Below are 14,043 nucleotides of genomic sequence, written 5' to 3'. Positions count from 1 at the left end.
AAAAATGAAGAAGATGTCCATGAGCGCGCTGCTTTCGGCAGCGTGGGTTCTTGTCGCGCCCTTCGCCAGGAAGGCCGCCCCGACCATGACGCTTATCGCGCCGACGATCGATCTGGATGCGCTGCGCGCGGCCCGGCCTCGTTCGGTGGCGGCGATGCCCGCAGCCAAGGCCTCGACGCCCGAGGAAATCCTCGCCGAGATCAACACCTCGTTCGAGACGTTCAAGGCCAAGCACGACGAGTCGCTCAATGCGAAGGTCGATGACACGGTGCTGACCGAGCATGTCGACCGCATCAACGCCACGATCACCGAACTGACCAAGTCCTATGAAGCTCAGGCGGCGACGATCGCGGCGCTGCGGCTGGGGGGCGGCGCCGGGGGGGTGAGCCCGGAAGCGGCGGAGCATGCCGAGGTGTTCAACACCTGGTTCCGCAAGGGTGACCGCGCGATCGACGCCGATGTTCGCGAGCTTGAGGTCAAAGCCGGGCTCACGACGCAATCGGACCCGGACGGCGGCTATCTGGTGCCGGAGGAGATGGAAAAGGGGATCGATCGCGTGCTGGGCACCGTCTCTGCGATGCGCGGCCTTTCGCGGGTCGTTTCGATCGGGACCGATACGTACAAGAAGCTCGTCGGCGTCGGTGGGGCAACCTCGGGCTGGGTGAGCGAAGAGCAGGCGCGCCCGGAAACCGAGACACCCAAGCTGCGCGAGATCGCGCTGACGACGGCGGAACTCTATGCCAACCCGGCGGCGACGCAGACGCTGCTCGACGATGCGATGGTCGATATTGCGGCCTGGCTTGCCGGCGAAGTGGCGATCGAGTTCGCCGAGCAGGAAGGCGCCGCCTTCATTCGTGGCAGTGGCGTGGGCAAGCCGCGCGGCATCCTGGCCTATGATACGGTGGCGAATGCTTCGTATGCCTGGGGCAAGATCGGGTTCGTCAAATCCGGCGGTGCGGCGGGCTTCGCATCCGCCGACCCGGCGGATGCGCTGATCGACCTCTATTACGGGCTCAAGCAGGGATATCGCAACGGCGCGGTATTTCTGACTTCTGACCCGGTGATGGGGACGATGCGCAAGTGGAAGGACGGGGACGGCAATTACCTGTGGTCGCCGCCCTCGGGGAGCGCCACGGTTGGCACGATCCTGGGTAAACCGGTCCACACGGACGACAATATGGACAAGTTGGAGGCGGGCAAGTTCCCGGTCGCCTTTGCCGATTTCCAGCGCGCCTACACGGTGCTCGATCGGATCGGTACGCGGGTGCTGCGCGATCCGTACACCAACAAGCCGTTCGTGCATTTCTACACGACGAAGCGCGTGGGCGGTGGGATCACCAACTTCGAGGCGCTCAAGCTGCTCAAGTGCGCGGCCTGATCGGCGCGGCATAGCGGCCTGACGGGGCGGCGGGGGCGACCTCGCCGCCCTTTCTATTTGGAAATGAAGGAATTTGAGATGAAGGACATCCATTCGGGCATGGCGCTCGTCAGCGTCATCGGCGCGGCGGTGGTTTCGGCCTCCACAACGCCCGCAGCGATCGACCTGCAAGGCTATAACGCGGCCGAGATCGTGCTTGCGGTCGGGGCGGGCGGGATCACGTTTTCGGGCACGAACAAGATCGAGTTCGTGTTGACGCACAGCGATGACGACGACACGTATGTCGCGGTCGATGCGTCGGACGTGCTCGGTGCGGTGGACGTCGGCGAAGGCGGGGTCATCAAGGCGCTGACCAGTGCGCATGCGGACCCGACCGTCCATCGGTTCGGCTATAAGGGGGGGCGCCGGTATCTGAAGCTGCTCGCCAAGTTCAGCGGGACGCACGGAACGGGCACCCCGATCGCGGCGCTGGCGATCCTCGGGCACGGCTATAGCCAGCCCGAAGCCGACCAGGCCTGATCTGGCGGCGGGCGCTTCGTCATGCTCTTCACCCTGCTCCCTTCAGCCTGGGCCGAAGGGTATGGCGAAGCGCTGCTGCCGATCGCGACGGTGAAGGCGCATCTGCGCGTCGATGGGGACGATGAGGACGCTCTGATAAGCGCGCTGCGCGATGCTTCGATCGATATGGTCGAGCAGTATACGAATGTGCGGCTTGCGCCCGTCGCGGGCATGAAGGCGCGGTTCGCGGCGTTCGGGGATCGGATGCGGGTGGGCGTCGGGCCGGCGGCGATGCTGTCGGCGACGGCGATCGCCTATATCGACGCGGCGGGCGGCGCCCAGACAATGACGGCGGGCGCATGGCGGGTCGATAGCGCGGGCGGGCTGACCCCCGCGGCGGGCGCAGCGTGGCCGGTGGGGGGCAGGGACGTGGAGGTGACGTTCGATGCCGGCTATCCCGAGGGCGGGTGCCCGCCGGCGCTGATCGCGGCGGCGATGATGTTTCTGGCGCACCTCTACAGCAACCGCGAGGCAGTGATGACGAATGGAGCCTCGGGCGAGCTGTCGCTCGGCTTTACGGCGCTGTGCGACCGTTATCGGATGCCGGTGCTCTGATGGGTGTGTTGCAGGCCGGGAAGCTCGATCGGCGCGTGCGGATCGAAAAGCGAACGCTGGTCGACGACGGTTATAACGAGGTCGAGACCTGGGCGGCGCTGACGACAGTGTGGACGCAGTTCATCCCCGGCGGCGGAAAAGAGGCCCGCGAAGCGATCGGGCGCGCCGCGACGACGCCCGCGACGTTCCGCATCAGGTGGCAGTCGGCGCTTGCCGACATGATCGACAACGGCCCGGCTGATTACCGGCTGCGCTTCCCGGCCAAGGATGACGGACGCGTGTTCGACATCAAGAAGACGAACGAGATCGGTCGGCGCGAAGGGATTGAGATCGTGGCCGTTGCATCCGATGCGGGGCCGACGTGAGTTTCGAGACGGCGCTGCGGGCGCGGGTCAAGGCGCTGCCGGAGGTGGTTTCGGCGGCGTCGAGTGTCGATTGGAGCGTGCGCCCGCAAGGTGCGTTCACGTCCGCGATCGTGTTGACGGTCGCCTATGATCCGCGCGGGCGGACGATGACCGGCTGGCAGGGCTGGATACCGACGCGCGTCTATATCGACGTGATGGCGGCCAGCGCGCCGGTGAAGGCCGCGCTGCGCGATGCCATCCTCGCGCTGATCGGCGTCGAGGCCGTGGCGGCCGATGCCCGTTTCTGGCCGGCGCGCGATGTCTCGATCACCGACCTTTCCGAACAGGCCGACACGCAATTCATCCATCGCGATCAAATCGACGCGATCATCCCCCACATGCAGGAGACCGACAATGGTTGACACGCCGACCACGACCGTGCCCGACACGGCCACGCTATCGGCCGCGACGAGCGGCGATGGCACCAAATTCTACGTTTCGCTCGACGGGACGACCTGGACCGAGGTCGCCGAACTCGACGACGACGACGGCTTGACCGATCTGCCCAGCGGCGATCAGACGACCTATGAGACCACGCATATGGGCTCGGGGGACTTCAAGGAGTTCAAGAAGAACGCGCGCCGCGAAGGCACCGAAACCGATGTCACCGGCAATTACGAACTCGGATCGGCGAATGAGACGACGCTGGAGGCCCTCGACGATTCGACGGCGTCGGTGCCGTACAATATTGTGCTCAAGCAGGGCGCTGACGTTTACGATGCCATCGGCACTGCGCTTTTCTACAATTTGCGGCGGTCGAACCCCGGCGCCGATGTGCGCCAGTTCACGATCACCGCCAAGTGGACCTCGGCGATGACGCTGACGAAGCGGACGGGCTCGTAATGGTGGCGCCGATCGACGCCAAAGTCTCGCTGGATGCAGCCGGCGAGACTATCGAATTGGCGATGAATTTTCGCACGCTCGCGCTCGCGAAGAAGGCAGGGTTCGACTTCTTCAGGATGAAGCCGAGCGACGAACTCGATGCGTTCGACCTGGCGACGATCGTGCGCGCCTTCGCGGCGCCTGCGCATCCCGACCTGACCGAGGAGGAGGCGTTCGCGATCGCCGTCCGCCATGCCGATCAGGTTGGCACGGCGATGAAGGCGCTGGCCGAGGAGTTCGCCACCGCTGCCGGGGCTGACGAGAAGGGCAAGAGTGCCGCCCGCCCTCCGAAGGCCCAGCAGAAGAAATAGGCTGCTGGGTATTGCACGAACAATGGTGCGCGGCGGGCTTTGATCCTGACGCCTTTTGGCGACAGACGCCGCGCTCGTTCCAATCGGCGATGCAGGGCGCGGTGATACGGGCGCGGATCGATGGCGAAAACGATATCGCGCTCGCGCACACGATCGCCTCGTTCAGCCGTGCGAAGAAGCTGGAGCGGCTGGATCATTATCTGAGGCCGCGCGGAAGAAAGAAGGTCACGATGCTGGACCGACTTAAGGCGATATCGGATCGGACGCGTAAGCAATGAAGACCACGCTCAAGCTGGAAGGCGCCGCCGAAATGGAGCGCGCGCTGGGCGAATTGGGTGAGGAGCTTGCGAACAAGGCGGGCCGTTCGGCCGTGTCGGCGGCAGCGCGCCAGTTGAGGGACGAACTCAAACGCACGGCGCCGGTCGGGCCGGGGAAACCGAAGGTTCGCACGAGCAAGGGCGGCACCGTTACGCGAACCGATCTCGGCCATTTGAAGGACAATATCCGCACCAAACGCGAAAAGGCGCGGAAGTCTTATACGATCCGCTACGTCGTGCATTTTGGCAATGCGTTCTGGGCGTTGTTCCGCGAGCGCGGGACCGTGCGTCAGCCGCCGCGCCCCTGGGCTGGTCCGACCTTCGAGCGCATGCAGATGCAGTTGCTCAATACCATGCTCGACACCTTGCGAAAACGCACCGCTGCCGCCGCGCGGCGGGTGGCGCGCCAGCAAAAACGCATCGGCCACAATGGTGGCCCGGCTCTGGAGGACTGACGAATGCCCTCATTCGGTAATCTGTTCGCCAGCATGACGCTGGAATCGGCCTCGTTCATGAGCGGGATCAAGGCTGCGCAGAATGAGTTGAAGAGTACTCAGAAGACGTTCGCGAAGGTCGGTGCGCGGCTGCGGAAGATCGGGGCGATCATGTCGGTCGGGATCACCGCGCCGGTAGTGGCCTTCGGCGTCGCGTCGTTCGGTGCCGCGAGCGACGCGGCTGAGTTGCAGAGCGCGTTTGACCAGACGTTCGGCGACATGTCTGCGGTGATGAATAAATGGGCCGAAGACACCGGCAACGCGATGGGCCGATCGACGCAGGAGATGCAGAAAGCGGCGAACACGTTCGGCATTTTCTTCAATACCGCGGTGCCGCAGGATAAAGCGGCGGAAATGTCACAGACGTTTGCGGGCCTCGCGCAAGACCTCGGCAGCTTCTACAACGTCGACACGCAGACCGCGATCGACAAGCTGCGCTCCGGCCTGACGGGAGAGGCTGAGCCGCTGCGTGACTTTGGCGTGTTCCTCTCCAGCGCGGCGGTCGACGCCAAGGGGCTGGAAATGGGGCTGGTCGGCGTGGGTGGAAAGCTCACTGAACAGCAGAAGATTCTCGCTCGATATGCAGTGATCCTCGACAGCACAAAAAACGCGCAAGGCGATGTCGCGCGGACGTCGAGCGGCACGGAAAATCAAATCCGCGCGATGAACGCGGCGTTCGAAGAACTGCGGGTGATGGTCGGCACGAAATTGCTGCCGGTGATCACGCCGCTGATCGAAAAGATCGCGAGCGCGCTCAACTGGTTTACGCAGTTGCCGGTGCCCGTCCAGAACACGACGATCGCCGTGGTGGCGATCGCGGCGGCGCTTGGGCCGGTGATCCTCGGACTGGGCGGGATCGTGTCGGGAATCGGCGCGGCGCTGCCGGTGCTTGCCGCGCTGGCGGCTGTTATCACCGGCACGGCGATTCCGGCACTGGTGGCGTTCGTGGTGGCGATGTCGCCGATCCTTCTGCCGGCGGCGGCGGTGGCGGCGGCGATCGTCGGGATCGTGCTTGCCGTGCGTCATTGGGACGAGATCAGCGCGATCGCGAAACGCGTTTATGGCGCGATCAAGACCTGGCTGCTCGACAAGCTGAACGCTGTGTGGGATTCGGTGAAAGCGAAGGTCGATGCGGTCGGCGACTGGTTCCACAACCTTTGGGACCGCGTGGTCGGGCATAGCTATATCCCCGACATGGTGAACGCGATCGGGCAGCACATGGCGCGCCTCGATGCGCTGATGGTGGCGCCAGCGCAGGCGGCGACGAGCAAGACGGCGCAGGCGTTCGAGGCGCTCCAGCAGCGCGTATCGGGCATCCTCGCCAACTTGTTCCCGAAACAGGCGGCGTTCAACCAGCTCAAGCGCGATATCGACGACTTGACCGCGTACGCAAAGAAGGCGGGATGGTCGCCGCAGGAACTCGACGCGGCGATTACCAAGGCGCGCACCGATTATTTCAAGTCGCTTCCCGGCCCGGCGAAGACGCCGTTCGACGATATTCCCGATATCGGATCGAATGGAACCGGCATCGCCAAAGAGGCGGGCGAGGCCGCCGACGCGGTGATCGATCGCTGGTCGAAGGTGCGGGCGGCGAACGATAATATGATCAAGAGTTTCGCCGACATGGCGCGCGACGTTGCCGGATCGCTGCGCGGGCTGGTGAACAACATCAAGTCCGGCGATTGGCTGGGCGCGCTGCAATCGGTGCTCGATATCGTCGGGCAGGTTGCCGGCATCCTCAAGGGCACGGGCACGCCCGCGGTGCGGACCTTCTCGCTCGATGGCGCGCGCGCTGCGGGCGGGTCGGTGATGCCGAACGGAAATTACCTGGTCGGCGAGCGCGGGCCGGAAATCCTTCAGATGGGTGGGCGCGGCGGATCGATCGTTCCGAATAACCAGATCGGCGGCGGCCGCCCGCTTGTGTTCGATCTGCGCGGCGCGGTGATGACCGAAGACTTGCTCCGGCAGATGAGCCAGATGGCCGATGGCGCGGCGATCCGGGGCGCGACGGGCGGGGCGGCGCTGGCAGGGCAGCAAGGTCGCCGCGCGCGGCGGCGGGCGCTGGCATAATGGCTGTCGCGCTTCCCACCGATGTCGCGCCGGTCGCGATGACGCCGCGCCTGCTCGATTGGGGCGCCGATCAGACGCCGGTGCTCGGCGGCCCGATGCAGCGGATCACGCGGATGGGCTCGCGGCACGCGGTCGACGTGCAGATGCCGCCGATGGATTATCCGAGCGCCTTGGCGTGGATACAGCGACTGAAGCGCGGGAAGACGGACCGCGTGTTGATGCCGTTCTTGCAACCGGGGTTCGACCTGACGGGCTACACCAACGGCACCGCTACCGGTTCGGGGTCAACGCTGGCATTCACCGGGATCGGCAAGGCGCTGGTCGAAGGGCAGTTCTTTTCGCTCATCATCAGCGGGCGACGATATCTCTATTCGGCGAATGCGGCGGGCACGACGGTCGGCGTCTCGCCGATGCTGCGCGTGCCCGCCGCCGGCGCGGTTGCCGAGGTGGCGACCCCGATGATTGAAGGCGCGCTTTCGGGCGATGAGTTCGCCTGGACTATCGACGTCGCGCATATCGTCGGCCTGTCATTCTCGATCGTGGAGGCGGAATAGATGTCCCAATTCACGCCCGCGATGGAAACGGCGCTAGCGGCCGAAACGCCGCTTGTTGTCGGCCTGCTTAAGATCGAATTGCCTGACGCCACGATCCGCCTGCTCGACGGATCGGGCCAGCTCGTGTTCGACGGCGAGACCTACACGGGGCGCGATCCGGTGTTCGGATCGCTCGCGGCGGTGGAGGCGATCGAGGATGGCGTTGGCGACGAGGCGCCCGCGCTGAATTTCACGCTGCTCCCCGCGAGCGATGCGACGGCGGCCGAGTTGGCGGGCGCGGACATGCAGGGATCGGTGGTGAGCCTGTGGCTCGCGGCGGTCGATCGCGCCACGGGGGCGGTGATTCCTGACCCGCTGCTGCTGTTCGCTGGCGAACTGGATCAACCGACGCTGACGGTCGACAAGGGTTCGCGCGAATTGGAGTTCGAATGCGTCTCGGGGTTCGAGCGGCTGTTCGATAACGAGGAAGGGTTGCGGCTCGCCGATAGCTGGCACCAATCGGTATGGCCCGGCGAATTGGGGCTCGCCAACGTCTCGGGCATCATCAAGACGGTCTATTGGGGCGTCGAGGCGCCAGCGGGGGCGATCGTCTATTCCGGCGGCGGTGGATACGGTGGGAAGTCGCCCTACGCGCCCGGCGGCAGCGACTATCTGCCGAGGCTCGATTACTGATGGCGTCGGTGATGCAACGCCGCGTTGCCGCCGCGCAGGCGACGCGCGATCGGTTTTACGGCAAGCCGTTCAAATGGGGAGAACGAGACTGCGGCCAGCTTGCTAAATGGCATCTCCGCAAGATCGGCTGTCCGTTCAAACCGGCAGCGCGCCTCCCGCGCTATTATTCGCTGCTCGGCGCGAAGAAGGCGCTGGCGAAACTCGGCCACACGAACCTGATCGAACTGATGGATGCAAATTTCGAGCGCATCCCGCCTGCCGCGGCGCTTCCGGGGGACGTTATCGCCGTCCCCGGAGAAGAGCTTGGCGCTCTGTCAGTGTACCTTGGCAACGGGAGGGTCATTGGCTTTCACCCGGACGCGCTTGGCGCCTGCGTAGCGCAGCCGGTCGAATATGAGGCCGCGTGGCGGGTGCCGGTCGTGTCTGGTTCGTCACCGGATTCGCCACCATAGGAAATTGGAGATAGCCTCCCTGCGGGGGTGGCCATGGGATTTTTCAGGGAGCTGTTAAGGGCACTGAGTGGCGATCCCTTCCAGCCTGGATACGGGCGCAACCGTCTGCCGCGAGACTGGTGGAAAATTGACGGCTTCGTTGCGCTCAAGCCAGCCTCAGATCGCGCACCATTCACTGATGTGGTCGGAGAGAGTCACTATCAGAACGTGCTCGCTGATCAGGTCGAAGGGCGATTCGAGGAAGGTGTTTATTGGGACGTCGTGGTTCGCATCGGCATTGTCGATGTCCCCACGGACCCATCGGCGATCGGGCTGACGATCGATGGCCGCGGTTGTGGGTTCATTCCGCGCGCCGAAAAAGATGCCTTGTTGGAGGAACTGGCGGCGCTCATCCCGCCAGATTGTCACGGCGCAATCTGCAAGGGGCAGATTGTTGGAGGCTTCCGCGACGGAAACGAACAAGCATCCTACGGTCTCCGGCTGCTCCTGCGCCGCCCTTTAGAAATCAAGACGCGCTGATAAAGCGTGTGATTTAGAGGCAGCTTTTCACGTCCTCACGCAACGACTTATGCTCCTTTCGGACGCGCAAGGTAACGCGCCTAGTCTCGCCCAAATCGTCAATGTCGACAACGGCCTCCGTCACGGGACTGCTATGGAAATGCCACCCGACGGTGATCGTCACACCGCGCTCGCGCGGCACTGAATTGACCTCTCCCTTCGACCATTTGTCAGCGAGGCACTGAGACAGCGCGCCAAGGCTCTTGGCCGAGGCGGCCTCGAAAAATACCGGATGCGATCGAACGTCGGAGACGGTCCCGGCGCATCCCGCCAGCGCGACGCACGTAAGCCAGATCATCTTCATCAGAACCCCCACAGCGCGAGTGTTGATCTCGCGCCGGGGTGTTTTGGCACAAGTTCCGAGGAAATTCATGGCCAAAATGCTGAGAACGGCCGCGATTGTTGTTGGCGCCGTCGCCCTCGTCGCGACCGGAATCGGCGCCGCGGCGGGCGCCGGCCTAATCGGCGCTACTGTCGGCGGCGTTACGACCGTCGCGGGGATTTCGGCCGCGACCTTCACGGCCATCGGAACAATCGCCGGCGTCGCTGCGGTAGCGCTTAGCGCAGGAGCGACCCTACTCACCTCAAAGCCGCCCGGCGCGCTCGCGGTCGGCAACCCCGAGGACTTCAAGCTCGATCCGCAGGCGCCGGTGCCGTATCCGATCGGCCGCACCGCATCGGGCGGCTATATCGTCCACCGCGCGGCGTTCGGCGCGACGCTGGATGATGTTCACAACCCCTACCAGAGCTTCGGCATCGTCTGGGGCCTCGGGCCGATCGAGGGGATCGAGGCATTCCAGGTCGATCGCGTCACGGTGCCGTTTTCGGGCACCGCTGCGACCGGCAGCTACGCGGGCTACATGTGGCTGGACAAGCAGCTCGGTGCGTGCCCCGAGAGCAATGCGCTGTCGTTCAGCCCAACGCCACCGCAATGGGGCGCGTCGTACAAGCTGTCGGGCCTCGCGGCGGGGCTGTGGACGCTGAAATTCGACAAGAAGGGGAAGAAGTTCGCCGGTGGCCTTCCGGCGCCACAGGCGATCCTGAAGGGCGTCAAAACGTATGACCCGCGGCTCGACAGCACCTATCCGGGTGGGTCGGGGCCATGTCGGGCCGGTGTCGAATCGACTTATGTCTATTCGGAGAACCCGTGGCTGCACCTGCTGACGGTCGCGCTGGGCCGCTGGCAGAACGGCGTGCGCGTGTTCGGCGTCGGCATGGCGCTGGCGTCGATCAGCGTGCCGCAGATCGTCGAGGCCGCGAACATCGCGGATGCCAATGGCTGGAAGGCGGGCGGCGTCGTCACCTCGGCGGACGCGAAATGGGACGTGCTCAAGATGCTCGCGCAGGCGGGCGGCGGCGAGCCGATCCGGCAGGGCGCGAAACTCTCCGCAATGATCTCGGCGCCGCGCGTCAGCCTTGCGACGATCACCTCCAAGGACTTGGTCGGCAAGGGATCGGTTGTCGCCACCCAATCGCGGCGCGAGCGGATCAATGGCGTGGTGCCGCGCATCCGGCTGGAAAGCCACGGCTGGGAAGTGGTGCCGCTCGATGCGGTGCGGGTCGAAGAGTACGTCACCGCCGACAAGGGCCGCCGTACGCGTGAGATCGATTACCAGCTCGTGCAGCAGGCCGATCAGGCAGCGGAGCTGGCGGCGTATGATATCGTCAATGCGCGTGAGTTCGGGCCGATCACCCTGCCGCTCAAAACGCGGTGGATGGGCTACCGCCCCGGTGACTGCCTGACGCTCGATATCCCGGAGCTTGGCCTGTCGAGCCAACCGGCGATCATCACGCGGCGCTCGCTCGATCCGGCGACGGGCGTGGTGACGCTCGAACTGAAAAGCGAGACGCCGGGCAAGCACGATTACGCGCTCGGGCGGACGGGGACGCCCCCGCCGACGCCTTCGCTCTCCGTGCCCGATCTGGGCGATGTACCCGCACCATTGGCGACCGATTGGACACTGGCGGGCGAGACGGTGGCGTCGGACGGCGGGTCGGTGCCTGCGATCGTGTTCGATGGTGTCGTGGCGGATCCGAACGCGAGCGCGGTTGTGTTCGAATATCGGCCCGAGGACGGCGGCGGCGACTGGATCGCGGCCGGTATCGAACCGCCCGCCACAACGCGCAAGGTGGTGGCGAGCGTGGCGCCCGGCGTGTCCTACGAGGGCGCCGTCAGCTACCAGGTGCGCGGCGTGACGGGCGCGCGGCTTGTGCTCGGGCCGGTCACCTCCGGCGATGCGGCGGTGCCGTGGGACGGGGTGACCGACCCGACCGGGACCAAGCCGGCGGATAACGCTGACGTGACTAGCGAAAACACGGCGAACGACACCACCAACGTGGCCGGCCGCCCCGCGATCGATGTGCTCGACGGCCTCGACACCGCTCAGAGCGATATCGCGGGTCTGATCACGACCTATGGCGATACGCTCAGTTCGGCGGCGAGCGCCGCGCTGGCGCTGGGGTACAAGGAAGACGCCGAGGCAGCGGCCGGCGACGCCGCCAATGACGCAGGCGCCGCTTCGGGGAGCGCGTCGGTCGCTGAGGGATATCGCGACGAGACGCTTGTTTATTCGGTGGCGGCGCAGCGCGACTCGGTGACGGCCCGGCTGGGGGCGCTGACGACGCTGCCGAGCGACTTTACCGCTGACGGCGCCTATTGGTTCGCCGGCTATGAGGGCGCCCCGAAGACGCGGGTGCCGATTGTGGCCGGCGGCGTCTTTTCGTTCGGCACGTCGAGCCGGGGCAGGTCGCTGGACATCGCCTCAACGGCGGCGACATCGTTTATCGACGTGGGCCAGATCGGCGTGATCCGGCTGGAGGCGGGCCGCAAATACAGGTTTACGTCGCAAGGGGCGCCGACCGCGACACCGGCCGCGTCGCCACGCCTGACGCTGCTCGCGGTGGGGCTCGACGCCAATTACAATTATGTCGTCGACGCGCTGACCTCGGCGACGGTTGTCATGACGACCGCCGGCACCTGGTACGAACTGACGGTTGACGTGGCCGCCGACACGGCGATGGCGAACGGCGCGGTCTATCTGCGGCTCGTCTTGAGGCTCAACAATAACAACGCGGCCAACTCGATCCGGTGGGTGCTCGGGCGCCCCGAGGACATCACCGAGAGCAGCAAGGCGGCGGGCTCCGCGAGCGCGGCAGCGACGAGTGAGATGCTCGCCGGGGTGTCGAAAGATGCGGCTGGTGTGTCCGCGACCGCGTCCAACCAGGCGAAGCTCGACGCGCAGACGGCGCGTGGGCAGGCGCAGAGCCTGCGCGACGAGACCGTCATTCTGCACGACGGCTCCCTCGGGGCGATGGTGGCGGCGCAACAGAGCGCTGTGGTCGCCGCGAATGTCAGCACCGGCGCGATCACGGCCAATCCGGTGTTTGCCGACTATCCCAGCGCGGCGGTGGGCGCCCGCCCCACCGGTTGGAACAGCGGGGCGAATACGAGCGCTGGCTATCGCGCCGCCGGCGAAAACGGGGTCGGCTGGGGCTGGACCCTGCCCGGCCCCGCAGGCGGTGATGCCTATTCGTACATCACGACCGACATCGGTTCGGCTCAGTTGGGCTATTACGTCATCGAAGCCGATTTCCGCCTTGAGGCCGGTACGCTCGCTGGCGCGGGCGCAAGGGTGAGCGGCTATAATGACGACCTGACCGCGTCGGCGTCCTTCTCCGTTCCGTTCGCGACCGACCCGGCAAACAACACCGGCGCTGCGATCGGTGCCGGCGTGGTCGGCAAGGTCTATCGGTTCCGCAAGATGGTGCTGTTCGTCGCACCTGCCGGGATGAGCAGGGTGCGCGCGTATCCGATGAGCCATTTGTCCGCGCTCGGTTCGACGGCGGTGGCGAACCGTCTCACGTGGTTCCGGTGCGATGTTCGCCCCGCGTCAGATGCGGAGATCAAGACCGGGCAGATCGATGATCTGTCGGCCAGTGTTGCGACCAACACCGGGGCGATCTCGTCGCTCACGACCGGCAAGGCCAACGCCTCCACCGTCACAGCGCTCAACGCGCGAATGGGGACGGCCGAGGCGAATATTACCGCCACCGACGCCGTTGCAGCCGAGGCGAACGGCATCGCCAAAGCGGTCGTCGGCCTCAAGCTCGACGTCAACGGCAAGGTCTCCGGCAGAGTTTCGACCAATGACGGGGTGGCGTCGAAAATCACCTATCTGACCGACGTCTTCGAAATCGACGGTGGCGCGGGCGATGGGACCAGCTTTTCGGGCGGTGTCTGGCGGGTGGTTGCCGGATCGTATCGGCTCGCATGGGGGCCTAAGTTCGGGTCGGCCGCCAATCTCGTGCAGTGGTACGGGCTCAAGTCGGTCGCGGTCGGCGCCGAGACCATCGCCAACAGCAAGTGGGCGATCGCGACCGATGGCAAGGTCTATTACGGCGGCACCGATCTGGATGCCACCGCGGGCGGCGGGAACAAGCTGCTCTACAGTGGCTCGGGCACGGCGGCGGTCGCCTCGTCGGGCACCAGCACCTCCACAGTCCTCAGCGGCTCACTTTCGAGCGTCGCATCAGGCGGCAAGTTGCGGCTGACGCTCGGCGGCTCGGAGTTCGCGACGGGCGGCACCGGCAATCTCGTCGTGATGCAGGTGGGCGCCAAAATCACCTTTGGCGGCACGACGACGACGATCTGGAGCGGGCAGATCACCGCCAATCTCGACGGCGCCGTCGACTTGTCTGCTCTCGCCTCGGCGGCGGCGAGCGTCATCAACAATCCGGGCAGCGGATCGGCGACATTCGAGATCACCGTGACGCGATCGGGCCAGACCGGCCTCAGCCTGAGCGGCACGCTGACCGCCACCCTCGAACGACTTGCCTAG

General features: G+C 65.5%; 16 protein-coding genes. 15 read left to right on the top strand and 1 reads right to left on the bottom strand.

All coding sequences use genetic code 11. The features are described 5' to 3' along the window. The first annotated feature begins 4 nt into the window (after positions 1 to 4). The 14 genes from DFR49_RS16565 to DFR49_RS21755 all read left to right on the top strand — a co-directional run bounded on the left by DFR49_RS16565 (position 5) and on the right by DFR49_RS21755 (position 9,166). A complete protein-coding gene (locus DFR49_RS16565; protein ID WP_211325922.1) occupies positions 5 to 1,378 on the top strand; it encodes a phage major capsid protein in 1,374 nt (457 codons plus the stop codon). Between the two features lie 78 nt (positions 1,379 to 1,456). After that, the gene (locus tag DFR49_RS16560; protein ID WP_119037263.1) at positions 1,457 to 1,897 is read left to right on the top strand and encodes a hypothetical protein; all 441 of its coding nucleotides are present in this window, start codon (positions 1,457 to 1,459) and stop codon (positions 1,895 to 1,897) included. 21 nt (positions 1,898 to 1,918) lie between these two features. Next, positions 1,919 to 2,491, top strand: coding sequence for a head-tail connector protein (locus tag DFR49_RS16555; RefSeq protein WP_119036786.1), 573 nt, complete (start codon positions 1,919 to 1,921; stop codon positions 2,489 to 2,491). Then, on the top strand, positions 2,491 to 2,856 hold the full coding sequence (locus DFR49_RS16550; protein ID WP_119036785.1) for a head-tail adaptor protein: 366 nt from the start codon (positions 2,491 to 2,493) through the stop codon (positions 2,854 to 2,856). Before DFR49_RS16555 ends, DFR49_RS16550 begins: the two co-directional genes overlap by 1 nt. Continuing rightward, positions 2,853 to 3,257, top strand: coding sequence for a hypothetical protein (locus DFR49_RS16545; RefSeq protein ID WP_119036784.1), 405 nt, complete (start codon positions 2,853 to 2,855; stop codon positions 3,255 to 3,257). The genes DFR49_RS16550 and DFR49_RS16545 overlap by 4 nt, the downstream gene beginning before the upstream one ends. Then, on the top strand, positions 3,250 to 3,738 hold the full coding sequence (locus DFR49_RS16540) for a hypothetical protein (protein WP_119036783.1): 489 nt from the start codon (positions 3,250 to 3,252) through the stop codon (positions 3,736 to 3,738). The genes DFR49_RS16545 and DFR49_RS16540 overlap by 8 nt, the downstream gene beginning before the upstream one ends. Continuing rightward, positions 3,738 to 4,088, top strand: a complete 351-nt coding sequence (locus tag DFR49_RS16535; protein ID WP_119036782.1) for a hypothetical protein — start codon at positions 3,738 to 3,740, stop codon at positions 4,086 to 4,088. The genes DFR49_RS16540 and DFR49_RS16535 overlap by 1 nt, the downstream gene beginning before the upstream one ends. Positions 4,089 to 4,177: 89 nt before the next feature. After that, positions 4,178 to 4,366, top strand: coding sequence for a hypothetical protein (locus DFR49_RS16530; protein ID WP_119036781.1), 189 nt, complete (start codon positions 4,178 to 4,180; stop codon positions 4,364 to 4,366). Beyond that, positions 4,363 to 4,860, top strand: coding sequence for an HK97-gp10 family putative phage morphogenesis protein (locus tag DFR49_RS16525; RefSeq protein WP_119036780.1), 498 nt, complete (start codon positions 4,363 to 4,365; stop codon positions 4,858 to 4,860). The genes DFR49_RS16530 and DFR49_RS16525 overlap by 4 nt, the downstream gene beginning before the upstream one ends. Positions 4,861 to 4,863: 3 nt before the next feature. Continuing rightward, positions 4,864 to 6,969 (top strand): phage tail tape measure protein, encoded by a 2,106-nt coding sequence (locus tag DFR49_RS16520; protein ID WP_119036779.1) that lies wholly within the window; start codon positions 4,864 to 4,866, stop codon positions 6,967 to 6,969. Beyond that, positions 6,969 to 7,523 carry a hypothetical protein gene (locus tag DFR49_RS16515; protein WP_119036778.1) on the top strand — a complete coding sequence of 185 codons (555 nt, stop codon included), beginning with the start codon at positions 6,969 to 6,971 and terminating at the stop codon, positions 7,521 to 7,523. Before DFR49_RS16520 ends, DFR49_RS16515 begins: the two co-directional genes overlap by 1 nt. After that, positions 7,524 to 8,195 (top strand): DUF2163 domain-containing protein, encoded by a 672-nt coding sequence (locus tag DFR49_RS16510; RefSeq protein WP_119036777.1) that lies wholly within the window; start codon positions 7,524 to 7,526, stop codon positions 8,193 to 8,195. It begins immediately after the preceding gene. Beyond that, a complete protein-coding gene (locus DFR49_RS16505) occupies positions 8,195 to 8,647 on the top strand; it encodes a DUF6950 family protein (protein ID WP_119036776.1) in 453 nt (150 codons plus the stop codon). Before DFR49_RS16510 ends, DFR49_RS16505 begins: the two co-directional genes overlap by 1 nt. 33 nt (positions 8,648 to 8,680) lie before the next feature. After that, on the top strand, positions 8,681 to 9,166 hold the full coding sequence (locus DFR49_RS21755) for a hypothetical protein (protein WP_147373719.1): 486 nt from the start codon (positions 8,681 to 8,683) through the stop codon (positions 9,164 to 9,166). A gap of 13 nt (positions 9,167 to 9,179) precedes the next feature. Here DFR49_RS21755 and DFR49_RS16495 read toward each other — a convergent pair whose 3' ends face one another. Then, positions 9,180 to 9,509 (bottom strand): hypothetical protein, encoded by a 330-nt coding sequence (locus DFR49_RS16495; RefSeq protein ID WP_119036774.1) that lies wholly within the window; start codon positions 9,507 to 9,509, stop codon positions 9,180 to 9,182. Between the two features lie 67 nt (positions 9,510 to 9,576). Between DFR49_RS16495 and DFR49_RS16490 the strand changes: the two genes are divergently transcribed. Beyond that, the gene (locus DFR49_RS16490; RefSeq protein ID WP_119036773.1) at positions 9,577 to 14,043 is read left to right on the top strand and encodes a hypothetical protein; all 4,467 of its coding nucleotides are present in this window, start codon (positions 9,577 to 9,579) and stop codon (positions 14,041 to 14,043) included.

It is taken from the genome of Hephaestia caeni, from assembly GCF_003550065.1.
GTDB classification, from domain to species: Bacteria; Pseudomonadota; Alphaproteobacteria; order Sphingomonadales; family Sphingomonadaceae; genus Sphingomonas; species Sphingomonas caeni_A.
The sequence above is the reverse complement of the archived record's forward strand: the minus strand, read 5'-3'. Positions and strand labels throughout refer to the sequence as shown.